The sequence below is a fragment of the Aureimonas sp. Leaf324 genome (assembly GCF_001423245.1).
In the GTDB taxonomy this organism is placed as follows: domain Bacteria; phylum Pseudomonadota; class Alphaproteobacteria; order Rhizobiales; family Rhizobiaceae; genus Aureimonas.
The window spans coordinates 1-16,426 of the sequence record NZ_LMOH01000002.1 but is presented as its reverse complement, the minus strand read 5'-3'; the positions used below and the strand labels follow the sequence as shown (position 1 = coordinate 16,426).

Annotated in this window: 16 protein-coding genes and 1 pseudogene; 6 read left to right on the top strand and 11 right to left on the bottom strand. The window is 61.5% G+C overall.

What is annotated here, in order from left to right:
- Positions 1 to 71: 71 nt before the first annotated feature.
- Positions 72 to 335 carry a hypothetical protein gene (locus ASF65_RS03230; RefSeq protein ID WP_055885121.1) on the top strand — a complete coding sequence of 88 codons (264 nt, stop codon included), beginning with the start codon at positions 72 to 74 and terminating at the stop codon, positions 333 to 335.
- Positions 336 to 363: 28 nt separating this feature from the next.
- Positions 364 to 579, top strand: a complete 216-nt coding sequence (locus tag ASF65_RS21175) for a hypothetical protein (RefSeq protein ID WP_156369144.1) — start codon at positions 364 to 366, stop codon at positions 577 to 579.
- A 100-nt stretch (positions 580 to 679) separates the two neighbouring features.
- On the opposite strand, the gene ASF65_RS03225 is transcribed toward ASF65_RS21175, so the two are convergent.
- Positions 680 to 988 carry a hypothetical protein gene (locus ASF65_RS03225; protein ID WP_055885118.1) on the bottom strand — a complete coding sequence of 103 codons (309 nt, stop codon included), beginning with the start codon at positions 986 to 988 and terminating at the stop codon, positions 680 to 682.
- An 88-nt stretch (positions 989 to 1,076) separates the two neighbouring features.
- Here ASF65_RS03225 and ASF65_RS03220 point away from each other — a divergent pair, with 88 nt between their 5' ends.
- Complete coding sequence (locus ASF65_RS03220; protein ID WP_055885116.1) at positions 1,077 to 1,283, top strand: helix-turn-helix transcriptional regulator; 207 nt, start codon at positions 1,077 to 1,079, stop codon at positions 1,281 to 1,283.
- Between the two features lie 142 nt (positions 1,284 to 1,425).
- Here ASF65_RS03220 and ASF65_RS03215 read toward each other — a convergent pair whose 3' ends face one another.
- The 3 genes from ASF65_RS03215 to ASF65_RS03205 all read right to left on the bottom strand — a co-directional run bounded on the left by ASF65_RS03215 (position 1,426) and on the right by ASF65_RS03205 (position 3,861).
- A complete protein-coding gene (locus tag ASF65_RS03215; RefSeq protein WP_244486552.1) occupies positions 1,426 to 2,505 on the bottom strand; it encodes a major royal jelly family protein in 1,080 nt (359 codons plus the stop codon).
- Positions 2,506 to 2,733: 228 nt separating this feature from the next.
- Positions 2,734 to 3,141, bottom strand: coding sequence for a hypothetical protein (locus tag ASF65_RS03210; protein WP_156369143.1), 408 nt, complete (start codon positions 3,139 to 3,141; stop codon positions 2,734 to 2,736).
- Positions 3,142 to 3,315: 174 nt separating this feature from the next.
- A complete protein-coding gene (locus ASF65_RS03205; RefSeq protein ID WP_162239444.1) occupies positions 3,316 to 3,861 on the bottom strand; it encodes a hypothetical protein in 546 nt (181 codons plus the stop codon).
- Between the two features lie 570 nt (positions 3,862 to 4,431).
- Here ASF65_RS03205 and ASF65_RS03200 point away from each other — a divergent pair.
- Positions 4,432 to 5,277, top strand: coding sequence for a transglutaminase family protein (locus ASF65_RS03200; protein ID WP_055885106.1), 846 nt, complete (start codon positions 4,432 to 4,434; stop codon positions 5,275 to 5,277).
- Positions 5,278 to 5,426: 149 nt separating this feature from the next.
- Here the strand turns inward: ASF65_RS03200 and ASF65_RS03195 are convergent, their stop codons facing one another.
- A complete protein-coding gene (locus tag ASF65_RS03195) occupies positions 5,427 to 5,720 on the bottom strand; it encodes a DUF3572 domain-containing protein (protein ID WP_055885103.1) in 294 nt (97 codons plus the stop codon).
- Positions 5,721 to 5,831: 111 nt separating this feature from the next.
- Here ASF65_RS03195 and ASF65_RS03190 point away from each other — a divergent pair, with 111 nt between their 5' ends.
- Complete coding sequence (locus tag ASF65_RS03190) at positions 5,832 to 6,026, top strand: hypothetical protein (RefSeq protein WP_055885100.1); 195 nt, start codon at positions 5,832 to 5,834, stop codon at positions 6,024 to 6,026.
- Positions 6,027 to 6,088: 62 nt separating this feature from the next.
- On the opposite strand, the gene ASF65_RS21170 is transcribed toward ASF65_RS03190, so the two are convergent.
- Positions 6,089 to 6,556 carry a hypothetical protein gene (locus ASF65_RS21170; protein WP_156369142.1) on the bottom strand — a complete coding sequence of 156 codons (468 nt, stop codon included), beginning with the start codon at positions 6,554 to 6,556 and terminating at the stop codon, positions 6,089 to 6,091.
- A 289-nt stretch (positions 6,557 to 6,845) separates the two neighbouring features.
- A complete protein-coding gene (locus ASF65_RS03175) occupies positions 6,846 to 7,730 on the bottom strand; it encodes a hypothetical protein (protein WP_055885093.1) in 885 nt (294 codons plus the stop codon).
- Positions 7,731 to 8,011: 281 nt separating this feature from the next.
- On the opposite strand from ASF65_RS03175, the gene ASF65_RS03170 reads away from it, so the two are divergent.
- Positions 8,012 to 10,669 (top strand): ATP-binding protein, encoded by a 2,658-nt coding sequence (locus tag ASF65_RS03170; protein ID WP_082505139.1) that lies wholly within the window; start codon positions 8,012 to 8,014, stop codon positions 10,667 to 10,669.
- Positions 10,670 to 10,690: 21 nt separating this feature from the next.
- Here the strand turns inward: ASF65_RS03170 and ASF65_RS03165 are convergent, their stop codons facing one another.
- From ASF65_RS03165 to ASF65_RS03150, 4 genes and pseudogenes are all read right to left on the bottom strand, one after another.
- Complete coding sequence (locus ASF65_RS03165; protein ID WP_055885088.1) at positions 10,691 to 11,410, bottom strand: response regulator transcription factor; 720 nt, start codon at positions 11,408 to 11,410, stop codon at positions 10,691 to 10,693.
- A 379-nt stretch (positions 11,411 to 11,789) separates the two neighbouring features.
- On the bottom strand, positions 11,790 to 13,205 hold the full coding sequence (locus tag ASF65_RS03160) for an HD-GYP domain-containing protein (RefSeq protein WP_055885084.1): 1,416 nt from the start codon (positions 13,203 to 13,205) through the stop codon (positions 11,790 to 11,792).
- A 383-nt stretch (positions 13,206 to 13,588) separates the two neighbouring features.
- Positions 13,589 to 15,049, bottom strand: a complete 1,461-nt coding sequence (locus ASF65_RS21165) for a hypothetical protein (protein ID WP_156369141.1) — start codon at positions 15,047 to 15,049, stop codon at positions 13,589 to 13,591.
- A 269-nt stretch (positions 15,050 to 15,318) separates the two neighbouring features.
- Positions 15,319 to 16,426: pseudogene (locus ASF65_RS03150) on the bottom strand (IS66 family transposase); the annotation flags it as partial.

Below are 16,426 nucleotides of genomic sequence, written 5' to 3'. Positions count from 1 at the left end.
CTTGTAACGCTGCGTTTGGTTGCGTCTGGTGAACACTGGCAGATTGGACTGCCTGATGACGGAATGCCCCAATGACCCAAGACAACCCCGAACTCGAGTTTTCGCCTCTCGGCGGCGTTGTCACCGAAGATGGCATCACGGTCCAGGTGCACATCTACCGCATCGTCGGGAGCACGGACGGATGGGCGTTGGAGGTTGTCGACCATGAAGGTGGCTCCACGACATGGGAAGAGCTGTTCCCCACAGCTGAGGAAGCGCATCGACAGTTCGTGCTGACGAAGCAGTTTCAGGGCATCGGGTCGTTTGCCGAAAGCGAAGCCCCGACAATCCATTGATCGCTGCAGGCTGAGGAGAAACCCGATCATGGCACCTATCGAAACGGCATACCGATCGTCGAATGGAGACGACTGGTTGGTAGAACGAGCTCCAACAGGTGAAGTCGTCGCCGTGATCCATCGTGCCAATCCGGCATCCGGCGGGACGGAAACTAAGAGCTCTATCGAGGATTTCCTGGCTCGCGGCGGCGGCAGCCCTGAGGCCATGGCCGTTCGGAAACTCGTTGAGCACGCGGCCGACTGAAATAGGCGATATCCCGGCGCTTTCCTCTGATCCAAAGACAACAACGGCCGGCACCGACATCGCACCGACCGTCGCTTTCATCAAAGCGCCTTCGATTGACTCAGGCGTCGCACTGCCGGCGATGCGCGTAGTCCAGGACGGACTGGAGGATGCTCTTGGTCAACTCGTTCGGTAGGTTCTCCTGCAGCTCACGGGCAACGAATGCCAGCGCAGCGAAGGCGCCCTCGTCGGACGTGCAATCGGGCGTGCGGTGCGCGAGTTGCAGCCAGAGCGCGTCCCAGATCGCGTCCGGCCGATCGTCGTCGGCGTTGAACAGCGCGACCTCGGCCTCGAAGGCATGGACGAGGGTTAATAGCGGGTCGGATCCGGACATGACTTCGCCGGTCGGCGCGGTGCGGCCGTTCTGCATTTTCGTTGCTCCCTGCGGGCGGCTTGTGTAATCTGCACTTGTTCAGATAGCACAAGGTTAATGGGTTGTGAAGCCTGCACAAGTGAGAATGGCGAGGGCAGCCCTTAAGTGGTCGCTTCAGGACCTCGCGGACGCCGCGAAGGTGCACCGGAACACGATCACCAACTTCGAGAATGAGAAGTACGCGGGCAGCCAGGACGCGTTAGCTGCGATCCGCGCCGCGCTCGAGGACGCCGGCGTAGAGTTCATCCCCGAGAACGGCGGCGGGGCCGGCGTGCGGCTGCGGCGAACCTGACACCTACCACGCTGTCAGGGATGCAACTTTCGCCAACCTCCGTTTCATGACTTTCAGTGGACGTGAGAGGGTGACGAGTTCACTCGGCAAGCGGAGCGGTCCGTGCGCCAGACCGCTCCGCTGCCATGGGCGATGCCTAGCGTCAGCGCACGACGCGCCAAAGCTGCGTCGGCAACGCCGCCGGAGCGTCAGGCTTAAAGAAGGCGCTGTCCTGAATGCGCGAGGTCGTTACATAGATGGTTCCGTCCGGGCCCTCGGACAGCGTGTCAGGCCAGCGCAGTCGCTCATCCTTCACGAGAATGCGCGGTTCGCTTGAAGCCTCCGCCGATAGATCGCGGATCTTCACCGCATCGTCCTGTGGGGCGGTAACGTACATGTCGCCGCTCTGGCGGCCGATCAACAATCCGTCCGCGACGCCGTTCTTGCCAAAGGGCTCGACCTTGGCCTCGGCGTCGACACCCCCGATCAACGCATCGACGAGGGCCGCGGTCTCGATCCGGTAGAGCGTGTCGCCCTTGATCGCCTGCCAGTAGAGATGCTGCCCGTCCTTCGACAGCGCGATACCGTCGGCCGAGAACTCGACGCCACGCCCGTCGGGCCGACGCAACGGCTGGCCGTCCGCTTCGACGACGAGGCCTTTCTTCACCTGCGTCGAAGGATGGCCGTCGAGGACGCGCACCGCTTTCCCGCTTTCGAGATCGACTACGACAAGCGCCCCCTTCGCGCCACTGTCGGTGATGAACGCGTGGCGTCCGTCGGACGAGAAGCGAACGTCGTTGAGATATGAGCCCTGCGGAGCGACGCTTTCGTCGAAGGCGATGGTCTTGGTCGCCGCGTTGGACGCGAGGTCGATGCGCACCAGCTTCGGCGCGCCCGGCACGAGAAGGCTCTGCGCCGGCGCGCCCGCATCCAGCGCCCAGACCGCGCCACGCCTGTCGGCGACGACGCTCTGGACGCAGACGAAGTGGTCGCCGGCAGCCAGCTCGTCCTTCCGCGCGTTGCGCCACGAGTTCCAGTCCTCGTTCGGATAGGGCTTGATCGAGCCGTCCTTGGCGACCTCGGCAACCGAGACGGGCGAGTCCTCCGTCCAGCGCGGGAAGTTGACGAAGATGCGCCCGTCCTCCGAGACGGTGACGCCGGTCACTTGATGCGGAAAGTCCGCGACTTTTTCGACGCTCGCTCCTGCTGCCTGGGCCCGCGAGGCGACGGGCGCCCCCAGCATGACGCAGGCGGACAAGGAGGTGGCAGTCAGGAGGGACAGGAAGCGTTGCATCGGGATCTCGTGCGCAAGCCGCTTTGGCGGCCGTGGATGTTGATCAACGAACGCACGACCGAGCCGAACTGATCGCTTGGCACAGAACCGGAAACAGCTCTTTCGTCAGATGGCTGACGATCGTGTTGCCGAACGCGAAGACCGGACGGCAGTTTCCCGCCGTCCGGCCTTTAGATCTTAGTTTGCCGAGGGCATCGGCGCCCCGACCGGCGCGGGCGGCGCCGGCGGCAGCGTAAGATCGGGAATGCGGTCGGTCAGCGGCTTGGCGGCTGCGATGCAAGCCTCCATAGGCTCATCGCCGCAGTTGACCCGGATGCCCGCATCGCGACCGAGCCGGATCTCGACGCCCTTGCCCATCGGCGGCGGGGGCGGCGGTCCGCGGTGATCGCCGGGACGCGGCGCCTCGCCCGGCGGGGGCGGAGGCGGCAGGTCGGCCGGTGCGGGACGGGCGTTGCCATCCGGTCCCGCCATCGCTGCAGCGGCCGGCGGCGGGGGCGGAGCATCGGGCGATTGGGCGCTTTGCGCCGCCGCGAAGGAGGTGAACCCGACGGCAAAAGCCGTTGCGAGCAAAGCTGATTTGATCATGAGATGTCGATCCTTGAGCAAGATGCTCCGATCCGGCGCCTTTCGGATCGAGCCTTGAGCCATGGTGCCGTTCCAGGACGGACGCCAAAGGGGCCTAGGTCTGCCCAGCTGTTTCGCCGGACAGTTGGGGAAAGGGATTGATCCGACCCAGATGGGGTCAGTCCACGAAGGCGATCAGTTCGCCTCGTCCGGCGCATCCGGGCCAGCAGGACCGAGGTCGCGCGGACCGTGCTTCGGCCCATGATGGGGCGGGGGCGGCGGATCGAGTTCGTCGATACGCTGGTCGGCGTGCTGGATGGCGCTGGCATGGAGGAAGCCGTCGCGGAAGCGGCCCTGCACCGTCACGGTCTCGCCAGCCGTCACCAGCTTGCCTCCCTCGCCGGCCCGGCCGGTCTCGACCAGTGCCTTCGCGGCGCCGTCACTCACCACGAACTTGTTGCCGTAGATCTCGGCAACCTGGCCGGCGATACCGACTGCGGAAGCGCTGGAAAGCTGAGAGATCGGGGTCGTAGCAAGGCTGGTGTCGAACGTGGCCTCGCGGTGCTGCGTCGCGCTCCAGGCGGCAGCGCCGCCGGCAAAGCCAAGCGCCAGGACACCAAGGGCGCCGGCGCCGAGGATCGCGTTGCGCGAGGTCAGGCGCTGGCGACCTACGGTCGTCGTTCCTGCGGGGGGCGCAGCAGCGGGTGTCGGGGTGGGCGTTTCGTTGAAGTCGTCGGTCATCGTCGTCACCGCTCCTGTTTCGGTGATGACGGTTCTAGGCTCGGCGAGCCCTCGGTAGGCTGAACCGGTCCGTTCAGCTTCAATTCACGCGGCCGTTGCCGTTGGATCCGCACGACGAGGGTAAGCGGTCCGACGAGCTCGACGCGGAGAACGGCGTTGTGATGACAAAAAAGGGGCCAGTTTCCCAGCCCCTTCCTGATGTCAGATAGAAGCTAAGAAGTTAGCTTCTTACCTTCATCGTCCGGACCGATCGGGATTTTGAAGGCCCGTTTGCCGAACTGCTTCCAGAAGATCACCGTGCCGTTGGGCAGGGTCATCGATGCCCGGAAAATGAATCCGGACGGTGAGGACGGCTTATCGCCGGCCGAATGTACCCGACGAAGTCCTAGCACCGGTAGGTGACGCGATTCCCGCAGGACCGGCATTCGGTCTCGATCCGCGGCAAGCGGGTAAGCAACCGCATACGGTGGATTGATCGCATCCAGACGACACTGCTAGATGGCGTATGCGCTGGACTGGCCCAGCTCCTTCATACGTCCCGATGATCATCAGACGACAGGAGTACAAGCTATGCGCATCCTTATCGGCAGCGAACTGACCTTCGAGTTTCCGCAACCGACACCGGTCGTCGCGCTTTTGGCTGTTCATTCGTCGCGCGTCTCGGACCTGGAAGCGCCTGACGCACTGGCGGTTTCACCTTCCGTTCGTGTCGAAGGATACCGCGACGAATTCGGAAACTGGTGCAACCGCTTTCTCGCACCGGCCGGCATGGTGTCCTTGCGAACGCGCTCGGTCATCCGTGACAGCGGTCGCTGGGACAGCGGGCAAGCGGAAACCTCCGCGAGCCAGACCATGGTTCACGAGTTGCCCGCCGAGACACTCCAGTTTCTGCTGGGAAGCCGCTATTGCGAAACCGATCTCCTGTCAGAGACAGCTTGGAAGCTGTTCGGCCATCAGCCGCTAGGCTGGGCGCGGGTGCAGGCCGTCGTGGATTTCGTCAATGGGCACCTGACCTTCGGCTACGAGCATTCGCGCAGCACTCGGACGGCATGGGAGGCCTTTAACGAAGGGCGCGGCGTTTGCCGAGACTTTGCCCATCTCGCCGTGACATTTTGCCGGTGCCTCAACATTCCGGCCCGGTATTGCACGGGCTACATCAGTGATATCGGGCTGCCGCCGCCGCACGCGCCGCAGGATTTCGCTGCGTGGATCGAGGTCTATCTCGGCGGGCGCTGGCATATGTTCGACCCACGCAACAACAGCCCACGGATTGGCCGCGTCCTAGTTGCGCGCGGTCGCGACGCCGCTGACGTTCCTCTGACGCTGACCTTCGGCCCTAGTGAGCTCAAGCGGTTCGTCGTAACCGCAGAGGAAATCGTCGATGACGCTCCGCCTGCATTTCCAACACACGCCTGAACGCGTTCTCATTTCAAAGTCTCGCGCTTAGGCAGGAAACGGTTTTTCGACGGGATTGGCATGCCCCACACAGGGCCAACGGCGTGAGAACACAGCAAAAGGCGCGCTGGGACCCACAGCGGAGACTGCGGATCGGCTGGACCACGGCGTCAGCCAGCCGGGCCGCGGTCCAGCTTGTCCCTTGCGATCTGAACCGCTTCGAGCGGCGTCCCGGTCGCATGGCTGAAAGCGACGACGTCGTTCTCGTTCGCCAGCAGGAAGTCGAGCACGCCGACGAAGAAGCTGGGTTGGCTGGCCGCTTGGCGGATCCCGTCGGCTTCGATGCCCGTGATGTCGAGGAAACGCTTCATCAGGTCGGGCTCGCTGGCGATATAGCCGAGAGCATCGATCGCGAGTTGTTCGGCGTCGACTGTGGCGGGCTTGGGGAGGCGGCGGTCGAGCATGGGGCGGCTCCGGTTTGTTTCCTTACGAACTAGAACAAAATAGGAACAGAAGCTTCCCCTCAACCGTCTTCGGAGTCATCATTCACAGAGCGTGTCGCATGGAGATGGGCGATGTCGAAGCTGGCCGAACGGATCACGGACTTGCCTCTGAAGGACGATCTCGACGAGGCTGCCGGCGACGCGCTGCGGGTGGCTGGAGGCGATCCGATGGTGGCGACCAAGGCGCTCATTCTCGGGCAGCGGTCGCTCCAGGAGGCATACGCGGAGCGGATCTCGGCGGGTTACGTGGGCCAGAAGTTGCGCTGAGGCAGCAGAGGCCCCCAAACCGCTCGGGTTGGACGCCTCTTCGTCGCAGTTTTTGGGTGGATTTAAGCGTTCTCGCGGTAAGCCTGCATCTGCGATGCGAATGCCGCGTTGTTTGAAAGAGAGGCTGACCGATTGCTGGGAGCGTACACGTTGCTTGAAGATGCCTGCTGATTGGTAGCAGCCGGCTCGGAGTACGCACCAGCTTCAGTAGCCTCCATCGCTTCACCGATGCGCTGGATCATCTCTTCGTTGTGCAGGTCGTCATTGACCTTCTGAGCCATACTGCGCAGCTGGTCCATTTCCGTATCACTTTCCAGCTTTCTGCTCTGCTTCACTTTGGAAATTTGGTCGAGGATCGCCCGCACCGTAGCGCTGATCGCCTTCGGCTTCTCAATTTCAGGACGCGTCGGCGCCGTTACTAGGGGGTCGACAGCTGCGGGTTTATTCGCAGAAGCAGTGGGAGCGGTTTCAAGCGCAGATTGCTCTGGCGCTGCCGAAGCTTCTGGCGCCGAGGCGTTGACAGCACCCACTATTGGCAGCGCTTCGGTGCTCGTTGGCGCAATTGCCGGCGGCGCTTCGCTTGCCGGCGCTGCGGGCGGAGCTTGAGTGGGATTTGATGCTTCTGATGATCGGGCCGAAGTGGAGACAGGGGCTGCTGGCGCGGATGCGGAGGACGGCTCAGAAGGTGTTGGTGCGGAAGTCTGCGGCGACGTTGGGGTGGACGATGCGGGAGCAGAAGGCTGCGTCGGGCTCGAGCTGGTGGGTTCCGGAACCGGAGCCGCCGAGCTGGTCGTAGAGGACGGAGCCGACGTGCCAGTCTCAACTGACGCCGTGCTCGACGAAGGCGCAGGCGCCGTTGAGGTAGTCGGCGACGATGTAGCGGGTGCGGGTGAAGTGCTCGTAGTAGTAGCCGTCGTCGAGTTGGTAGAAGTTGGAGCCGGAGCAGCCGTCGGCGTCGATGAAGCCATAGGAGTCGACGATGTGGGCGACGAACTCGTCGGTGTGCTCGAAGAAGCTGCCGCGGAGGTCGAGGCGGTAGATGAAAATGGGCTCGTCGACGCATCGCTCGTAGGCGCACTTGTCGTGGTGCTTGGGGGTGCGGTCGAGGTCGTCGACGAAGGCGTGGACGAAGAGGAAGTCGGCGCCGCAGCAGAGTTCTGATTTGTGGCCGTACCGCTTGACGTCGCGCTGGTGCTCGACTGCGCTGTGGACGTCGTGGAGCTTTGGGCCGGTGCAGCAGTAGACGTCGACGTGGATGGCGTGGCCGTCGGGGTAGAACCCGATGTAGGAGTTGAAGAGGTTGAGGTAGGAGCCGTCGAAGACGTCGGCGTTGTCGTCGAGGTCGTGCCGGGCGTAGGTGCAGTCGTGCCCGTTGGGGAAGTCGAAGTAGTCGACGGCGAAGTTGCACCAGAGGTCGACGTGGACGACTGGCCCGCCTGCACACCGTAAAGGGCTTGAGTGAAGGACGAGCTGAAGGTCTGCTGCGACGTCTGGAGAGCAGTAACGACATTGCCGGAAGAGGTCATCGTCGACGTAAAGGACGAACCAGATGCCTGAACGGCCGAGGTCGTGGCAGATGCGACTTTGAAGAGTGAAGGCGAGGTCGTCGTACCCGTCGGAAGCAAGCCAGCCATTGTCGTCTCCGTTCGCATCGTTTGCTGAATTCGAATATGCAAACGGCGAATGAAGTGATGCTTTTCGCAAAAATCGGAAATTAAGACATCAAGTGACCGGAATGTTTCACTTTGAAATCCAATGATGCGCTCGTCACCTTTTCCGCCGATATGTTACGTTTTGACGAGAATGTAACTGCATGTAACGCTTTCGAGGTTTCTGCGAATGGGTCCGCCTTAGCATCCAACATCGATCAGTCATAGATTGTGAGGGGTGGCGTCCGCAGGGGTGACCGCAGCCAGATCGTAAGGCTCGCATCGGGTAGAACGTGGCATTGTGCACGCTCTATTCTCACGTGTGGCCGGTTCCGTATGTCGCTCCGCATTCGCCTCTCTCTTATCTTTGCAGGTTTCGCGATCGTTCTGGTGACGGTTCTCGGATGTGCAACGGTTATAAGCGCATCGACAGCTTTGAGGGAGGCTGCAGAGCGTCAGCTTTCGCAGGCTGCGCACCAGATGAGCGAACGGCTCGATCTGCACATGTTCGAACGCCTGGGCGACATCACCACGGCGGCAGGAATGAAGACCCTGTTCAGCGGTGAGGACAGAGATGGTCAGCGCGCGTTCCTCGAGCGTTTGCAGCGAGCCGTGCCAAATTATGCCTGGATTGGCCTGGCGGGACCGGATGGCCGCGTTCTTGTATCGACGAGTGGTCTTCTCGAAGGAGAGGATGTGTCGTCACGACCCTGGTTCGCAGCAGGGCGACAGGGCGCGGCTGCCCTCGACGTTCACGAGGCCAAACTGCTCCAGCGCTATCTGGCACCGGACAAGACGGAAATGCTTCGGTTCGTCGACGTGACCGCGCCCGTTTACGACGAGGGTCGCTTCATCGGAGTGCTGGCAGCCCATTTGAGTTGGGATTGGGTCGACGAAGTTCGACGCGCCGTTCTCTCGACGATTTCAGATCTGGATGCTTCCGAGCTTCTCGTGATCTCGCATGATGGCAAGATCCTTCTCGGACCTCGATCGGAGTTGGGGTCTGTTTTCGATCCTGGTCAGCAAGGCTTTGTGACGGTTACGGCACCGACAGCTGGAATGGCGCAGTTCAAGGGGCTGGGATGGTCAGTCGTCGCTCGCCAGCCCTCTACGGTGGCCTTCCTGCCTGTGACGGCGCTCACTTGGGCAATCTCGCTGATGGGCATCCTCCTAGCTGCCTTCGCAGCCTTTGTAGGAGGCAAGGTCGCTACCGCCATCGCACGTCCCATTTCTCGGTTGGCGGATCAGGCTGCGGCAGTGCGCGATGGAGCGGATATCTCCTGCATTGAAACGGGCTCACGTTTCATCGAGGTGAAGGCCCTCTCCGATGTTCTTGCTTCCGCCTTTCGAGCCCGGGACCAGAAGGCGGAAGAGCTTCTTACGGTCAATACGCTCCTTGAAGATCGGGTGCTGTTCCGGACCCAGCAGCTAGAGGAGGCGAGAGCACGCGCCGAGAAAGCCGCACAAGCCAAAAGCGATTTTCTGGCAACCGTCAGCCATGAGATCCGCAGCCCACTCAACAGCGTCATCGGGTTCGCCGACCTGCTTTTGGATGAGCCCGACCTAGCCCCCGATGTGTCCCGTCGGATCAATCTGATCCACAGTGCAGGTTCTGCGCTTACAACCGTCATCAACGACATTCTGGACTGGTCGAAGATCGAGGCCGGCAAAGTCACTCTCAACGAGGACGTATTCGATCCTTCAAGCCTTCTTTCGACGACGCTGGAGCTTGTCGAGGTGCAGGCTCATTCCAAAGGACTCCAGCTCAACCTGTCGATCGATGCCGATATACCGTTCTTCGTGCAGGGAGATATGGCTCGCTTGCGGCAGATTGTTCTCAACCTTCTGAACAACGCAGTGAAATTCACGCATGCTGGGTCGGTTACCCTGGCGGCATCGCACGCTAGCCATACTGGCCTCACGATCGAGGTTTGCGATACCGGCATCGGTATCTCACCAGAACAGCTTGGCGGCCTATTCGACCGCTTCCATCAGGCGGACAGCTCCATTGAACGGCGTTTCGGTGGCACCGGGCTTGGGCTAGCTATCTCCCGCTCCCTAGCCGAGCTCATGGGCGGGACCCTTGAGGCAACAAGCCAGTTGGGGCGGGGATCGATTTTCAAGCTGGCGCTGCCAATGAAGGAGATCCAGAAGCCGGTCACTGATCTCTACGCTTCTCACGCCTTGCTGACAGACCAGAAGCTGTCTTCGCGAGTTAAGGGGCAGCATGGCATGCCCTTAGGTCGCATCCTCCTGGTCGAGGACCTGGCGGTCAACCGGGAGGTCGCGACAACCATTCTGGAAAAGGCGGGCTACAGCGTTGTGGAGGCGGAGAGCGGCAACCGCGCCATCGAACTCGCTGCACGAGAGAGGTTTGGACTTATCCTGATGGATATCCAGATGCCGGGTCTCAATGGTCTAGCGGCAACTACGGAGCTGCGTCGCAGGATGGGCGACGGCCCGGCAACGCCGATCATCGCCCTTACGGCAAACGTGATGTCCGATCGGGTCGAGGCCTTTCGGAAAGCTGGGATGGACGACTATTTGGCAAAGCCGATCAACCGTTTAGCCTTGTTGGCCAAGGTCGAACAATGGATGGCGTTCTCCCCCGACAGCCTCTCTGAGCCGGCGGCCCCCAATTCCGACATCTTCGATCGTGAGACATTCGAAGAGGTCATCGACCTCCTTGGCGTGGCGCGAGTTCAGAAGTCGCTCCATGAAATTGCCGAGCGACTATCGAGCTTGGCAGGAATGATCGATGACCACGCGGTCTTGGGGAAAGAGGCACACGCGCTCGTATCGATGACCGGAGTTCTTGGCTTCACGGCACTCGCCGAGGCGTGTCGTGGTCTCGAAAAAGCATGCCAGACAGGTGGAGAACTCAATGCTGCGCTGGCTGCGATCGGGCAAGCTTCCGTCGTATGCCTTCATGCAGCGTCCGATCTCGCAGCATTCCGGGATAGGGAGCTCACTTCGGAACAGCTGGCTGGCTGATTTTCGGATGATGGCTGGCGACTACTGAAGCGTCGAACCGCTCAGGACGTAGCCGGTCCCCCGTACCGACCCGATCCGCATGGATCCTGCTGCTGGCTCAAGCTTGCGACGTAGCCTCGCGACTAGGACATCGAGGCTGCGATCCTCATAGCTCCAAGGCCGATGGAACACGTTTCGCATCAACTGATCTCGCTCCATTACCTCGCCAGGATGGGCGAGCAACTCCTTGAGAAGCGCAAATTCGCTGACGGTGAGGTCGATCTGCTCGGCAGCGGGACCACGGAGTCCGCGCACCATGACGTCTAGGGTCCAACCTCCGAAATCCATAATGGGTGGTTCAGCAGCCAAGCGTGGCGTCGCAATCGTTTCCGTATCAGGGATGCGTCGCAGAACGCTTCGCACGCGTGCCAGAAGCTCCCTTGGAGGATGAGGCTTCACGACAAAATCGTCGGCACCGACCTCGAGTCCGACGACTCTGTCCGTTGGATCGTCATTCGCGGTCAGCACGATGATGCCGCAGCGCTGAGTGTCTCGAAGCAGGCGGATCAGATCGAAACCGTCGGCATCGGGGAGCTGAAGGTCGACGATAGCCAAATCAACGGCGCGTTGACGCACGAGCTCACGAAACGCGGCGCCATCGGGCGCCTGCGAAACGTCAAACCCCGAGCGGGAGAGGTATTCAGAAATGACTTCCCGCTGGAGAGCGTCGTCTTCAACGACGATGATGTGCTTCTTTTCCATGATTGGCTGATCATCTTAGCTGACACCCGTCTAAGTATGATCTGCACATTCAAACTAGGTGTAAACACTCAACCACAGGATATGTTGACGGCTATCATGGTGTCGGCGAGCCCTCGCCCTCGCCCGTTGAGAGTTCCTAAACACGATGCGGAGGTCGTATCTTTCCGTACGTTCTTCGCTTGGGGAGAACGAGGCGTCAGTGAGGTGATTCCCTGGAAACAGCGGTGGCGTCGATCGGCACGACGCTGATAGCTGGCTATCGGCCGTTCCAAACATGAAATACGGCGATTGAGGGGTTATCCCGTTGGCAGAAAGGCTAGCAGCCAATAGCTGCCCCTTCGTATCTGCCGGAAACCTGCAAGGCGAGCCCGACTGTGAACTATGCAGCGAGTTCAGGTTCGGTGGCTACTGAGAGTCTAGCGCGTGTCAGATCGCTTCCGATCGCCTCGATCGCCCGCTCCAGCGCTTCGAAGCAGAACGTATCGAAGGCCGCGCCGACATCGGCGTGCATGATCGACAGGGCCTTCTCGACGGACATGGCAGCGCGGTACGGCCGATCGGCGGTCAGCGCGTCGAAGACGTCGGCGACCGAGACGATACGGGTGTCGAGTTCGATCTGTTCTCCCCCAAGGCCCCGCGGATAGCCCTTCCCGTCCAGTCGTTCGTGATGGGCCCCGCCGATCCGCGCCATCTCCTGGAACACGGGAACGCGGGACAATATGCTTTCCGATAGCGATGCATGGGCGCGCATCTCGCGCCATTCCTCCTCGTCGAGCTTGCCGTTCTTGTCGAGGATCGCGTTCGAGACCCCGAGCTTGCCGATGTCGTGCAACAAGGCAGCACGCCGCAGCCAGCGCCGGCGGTCGGGCGCGTATCCCAGCTCGGCGGCGATCATGTCGGCGTAGATCGACACGCGCTCGGAATGACCGGAGGTGAACGGGCTCTTGGAATCGATGATCTGCGCGAATGCTCGTGCGATGTCGTCGAGATACGCTTCATCGACGGCGATCAGACTGCGGCCGGGCTCCAGCGCGAGCACGGCATCCGCAACACCCTTGGATGCAAGCGTCGCCCAAAAGTCCGGCTCGGCCGCGACGCGCTCGAAGCATGCCACCGCATGCGGATCGAACCAGGTCCCCGATCGGGCCCGCGCTTCGCTGATCGCCGCCTCCGGGCCGGCGGCCGTGTGAAAGACGTCGATCACTTGCGAGAGAAGCGCGATGCGACTGTAGATCGGAATGGTGGGCCCCGCGAGGCGATCCGGCCGTCCTTCGCCGTTCCAGTGCTCGTCGAGCGCCTGGATCCCGTCGGAAACGGATGGCGGGAAGCGCAAGCTGGCCGCGATCTCGGCGCCGCGGTGACATCGCGTCTGGATGAGGTCGTCGACGATCGCCTCGCCGTTCTGGACGATGTTGAGAACGGCGCGCAGGCGATCGCCGAGTTTGGATCGCCTGCCCGTATGCGACAGGATGAAGCCGAGGACCTTCGGAAGGCTGTCGCCCAGCGTCTTGGAGTCTCGTTTGAAGGCGATGTCGTCGGAGAGGTAGAGCTCGCAGATCCGCGCCGCATTGCTGGAGCAGCCGAGGTCCTTCAGCATGACGGTGTAGTACAGCTCCCAGAGCTGCATGTCGGGCAGGCCCATCGCCCGGCCGATGCGCATGCCGATCCAGGTCGAGCGAAGGCAGTGGCCGACCGGCTGGCCTTCGGTAAGGTCCAAGGCATAGCTCAGCGCCCCCAGGAGGTTGGCCAGCGAGATGACCCCATCCGCTTGCTCGTATTCGCGAACCTGCTGCACTGTTGCGTCCCTTCGCCGTCTGCTGTTCGCGGATCAGATCATCATCGTGTTGATAGGTCTTCGTGTGTCATTCGCGAACTGAAGAGCCAGTGAACGGACCCCGAACTGCAGGCCTCCAAAATCACTAAGCCGCTCCAAGCTCCCTTGGGATATTGGTTGATGGCTTGGCTTTCCGCCGGTGTTTGACGTCGCGCTCTACTGCTCTCCCAGACATGATTCGGGGCCGAGAGCTCCAAGCTCAAGCAGCACGTCATGCAGATCGCTCTTCGATTTCGATTCTCAGAAAGCGCCCTACATTCTGAAGATGCAGGGCCGCCTAGGTAGAATAAGCCCGCCTGGGTGATCTGGGCGGGCCTACTAAGCCTCTATTAACGATGAAGGTCTCAGGCGAACGCATTCGCGTCGAGGGTTACCGAAGATACGCCAGCCAGTGTGATCGATCCGCCGCCTGATAGATGCACCACCGCCGAGCCGCCCACATCGTGCATGGTGTAGCTCTGTCCCTGTAGATCGAGGCGATCCCCTTCCGAGTAGGTGAAATCCGAGATGATGTCGTTGCCCGAATTCAGGGTGAAATAGAAGGTGTCTGCGCCGTCATCACCTTCGAGAATGTCGTCGCCGAGATCACCCCAGATATGATCATCGCCATGGCCGCCCGAAACGAAATCGTCGCCCTTGCCGCCCCGCAAAACGTCGTTGCCAGCACCGCCGAACTCCATGTCATTGCCCTGGTTGCCGAGGAACAGATGACCGTCATCGTGACCGAAGAACATATCGTTCTGGTTGCCACCCATAAGCATGCCCTCGCCGGCATGTCCCATAATCATCTTGCCGCCGGTAGACGCGCCCGAACTGGTGAGATGAGCTGCACTCTCCGACCCGACTGAACCACCATGGCCGCCAGGCAGATGTGAATGGGGGGTCGTCACTGGCGTCGTCGGCGACGAATTGCCACCAGTGGTCGGCACGCCACCAGTCGTCGGCAGGTTCGGAACGTTGTCCGTGGTCGGCACGCTTGGAGTGCCGCCCGTGGACGGCACGTTCGGCGTACCACCTGTGGGTGGCGTGTTGGGGGTACCGCCCGTGCCAGCCGACGCGTCAACGCTGCCTGTGCTCCCGACACCAACGGAGATAGTCGTGCCAGCGGATGCAGTGCTGTCTGGCTCGCCCGATGTGGGGGCGGTTGGCGAGCCCGTGTTAGGTGCACTGCCGAGCCCTAGATCAATGCCAACCAGTGGTGAGGTCGACTCAGCCGAGTTTGGAAGATCAACGTTGGCATCGATAATTGGGATCTGACCGCCGAGCGTTGCTTCGAGTTCTAGCGCTGTTCCGCTTACCCCATTCACGACGTCACTAAGGTCCGCATCGACAAGGACTGCGACCGTGCTGACTGGGTTTGCTAAAAAGTTCGTATCAGTCCCAACCGAGGCTTGGTTGCCTAGCGTTGCCTCTAGTTCTAGCGCTGTTCCATTCACCACATTTACCACGTCCGCGAGGCCGGCATCCGAAACGCCAGTGACCAAGTTGGTCAGCTCATTCAATAGGTCCGGACCAGTCGGGATCGGAGACTGATTGCTGAGGATCGTCTCCCCCTCAAGCACTACACCGCCGATGACATTCACAACGTTCGTAACGCTGGTGTCAGTGATGGCTGCAATCGTATTCGTGAGATCGTTCAGCAGGCTCGTATCGTTGAGGAGAGAGGGCTGATTGCCGAGTGTTGCATCCAGAACCGTTCCGCTGTCTGCACTCAAAACGTTCGCAAGCCCGGCATTGGCGACGCCTGCGATTGGGTTGATGAGGTTGCTCACGGTGGTCGTATTGATCTGCGGCAGGAGGATCATGACTGGCTCCATTGAATGGTACATGCGGTGAGAGCAAGATCACTCGCAGGCTTATAAATCTTGGTAGTGCGCGGACAAAGAATTACATGTATCGAGAAACTGAAGTGCAATCGCAGCTGACACTGGATCGGGTAATGTCAGCGGGTGTTACAAACCCTTTTTTTCGAGCTAGTTATGAGTGACAGCATGACGAGCGAGGCTGAAGCCGCTTTCGGCTACACTCTTGCAGCGCGGGCTGGCTCCTCGTACGCATCCGGCATAGGCCGCGGTCAGGCAGCGACGGCTTGATCCTGATGGGTTGCTACGGCCCAGTTCCACGGCACGAGTTCTGACAGTCGAGCCTGTGGCATGTCTGCGATGCGGGCGAGAACGCCGGCGAGCCAGGCGTGCGGGTCGATATCGTTAAGCTTGGCGGTGGCGATCATCGTCAGCATGAAGGCGCAATGATCAGCGCCACGCTGCGAGCCGGCGAAGGTCCATGAGCGTCGACCGAGCGCGATGCCACGTAGGGCTCGTTCGGCCGCGTTGTTCGACAGACAGATGCGTCCGTCGGTTGTGAAGCGGGTGAAGGCATCCCACCGGATCAGCATGGAGTCCATTGCCTTGGCCACGTCTGCATGGCGCGACAGGCGTGCCCGCTCGGTGCGCATCCACCCCTCGAAGTCGGCAAGGAGCGGCGTGGAACGCTCCAGGCGGATCGCCAGACGGTCGGCGGCAGGCAAGCCGTGCGTCTCACGCTCAATGGCGAACAGGGCATCGATGCGCTTCACCGCCTCCAGCGCCATGGGCGAGATCGACGCCGCGCTCTTTCCACGCCGGGCGTTCTTCGCGATGTCGGCAAGCTCGAAGAACTTACGTTTGGAGTGTACCCAGCACAGAGCCTGGGTCAGCGGTCCCGGACTTCGCCCCGCAGCGTAAAGGCGTCCATAGCCGGAATAGGCGTCGGCCTGCAGGATGCCAGCCCAGTCCTTCAGATGGGCCTCGGGCTGCTCGGCGGTGCGATCTGGAGAAGCGTAGTACAAGGCCGCCGGTGGCGACGGACCGCCAAAAGGGCGATCATCGCGCACATAGGTCCAGATCCGGCCCGTCGCAGTCCGGCCCTTGGCCAGGATCGGCACGGTCGTGTCGTCGCCGTGCAGGCGCTCGGCGGCGAGGACGTGGGCGGCGATGAGGTCGTGAAGCGGCCGAAGAGCGTGCACGCAGGCGCCGACCTAGTCGGCCAGCGTCGAGAGCGGCAGATCGATCCCCTCGTGGGCGTATCGTGTCAAACGGCCTGCAAAACTGACCCCGGATCGGCGTCCAACTTTGACCCCTGAGGCGTGAGGGTGCGGCCGCGGTTCCGATCTCCGTAGAGCCGTAGGCGGAGCGGAGATCGGA

What these genes read in the sequence shown, in the direction of transcription:
- ASF65_RS21165 (WP_156369141.1), bottom strand. Translation starts at nt 15,049, where the DNA reads ATGATCCTCCTGCCGCAGATCAATACGACCACCGTGAGCAACCTCATC.
- ASF65_RS03200 (WP_055885106.1), top strand. Translation starts at nt 4,432, where the DNA reads ATGCGCATCCTTATCGGCAGCGAACTGACCTTCGAGTTTCCGCAACCG.
- ASF65_RS03165 (WP_055885088.1), bottom strand. Translation starts at nt 11,410, where the DNA reads ATGGAAAAGAAGCACATCATCGTCGTTGAAGACGACGCTCTCCAGCGG.
- ASF65_RS03210 (WP_156369143.1), bottom strand. Translation starts at nt 3,141, where the DNA reads ATGATCAAATCAGCTTTGCTCGCAACGGCTTTTGCCGTCGGGTTCACC.
- ASF65_RS03190 (WP_055885100.1), top strand. Translation starts at nt 5,832, where the DNA reads ATGTCGAAGCTGGCCGAACGGATCACGGACTTGCCTCTGAAGGACGAT.
- ASF65_RS03215 (WP_244486552.1), bottom strand. Translation starts at nt 2,505, where the DNA reads ATGCTGGGGGCGCCCGTCGCCTCGCGGGCCCAGGCAGCAGGAGCGAGC.
- ASF65_RS03225 (WP_055885118.1), bottom strand. Translation starts at nt 988, where the DNA reads ATGCAGAACGGCCGCACCGCGCCGACCGGCGAAGTCATGTCCGGATCC.
- ASF65_RS03170 (WP_082505139.1), top strand. Translation starts at nt 8,012, where the DNA reads ATGTCGCTCCGCATTCGCCTCTCTCTTATCTTTGCAGGTTTCGCGATC.
- ASF65_RS03230 (WP_055885121.1), top strand. Translation starts at nt 72, where the DNA reads ATGACCCAAGACAACCCCGAACTCGAGTTTTCGCCTCTCGGCGGCGTT.
- ASF65_RS21175 (WP_156369144.1), top strand. Translation starts at nt 364, where the DNA reads ATGGCACCTATCGAAACGGCATACCGATCGTCGAATGGAGACGACTGG.
- ASF65_RS03195 (WP_055885103.1), bottom strand. Translation starts at nt 5,720, where the DNA reads ATGCTCGACCGCCGCCTCCCCAAGCCCGCCACAGTCGACGCCGAACAA.
- ASF65_RS03220 (WP_055885116.1), top strand. Translation starts at nt 1,077, where the DNA reads ATGGCGAGGGCAGCCCTTAAGTGGTCGCTTCAGGACCTCGCGGACGCC.
- ASF65_RS03205 (WP_162239444.1), bottom strand. Translation starts at nt 3,861, where the DNA reads ATGACCGACGACTTCAACGAAACGCCCACCCCGACACCCGCTGCTGCG.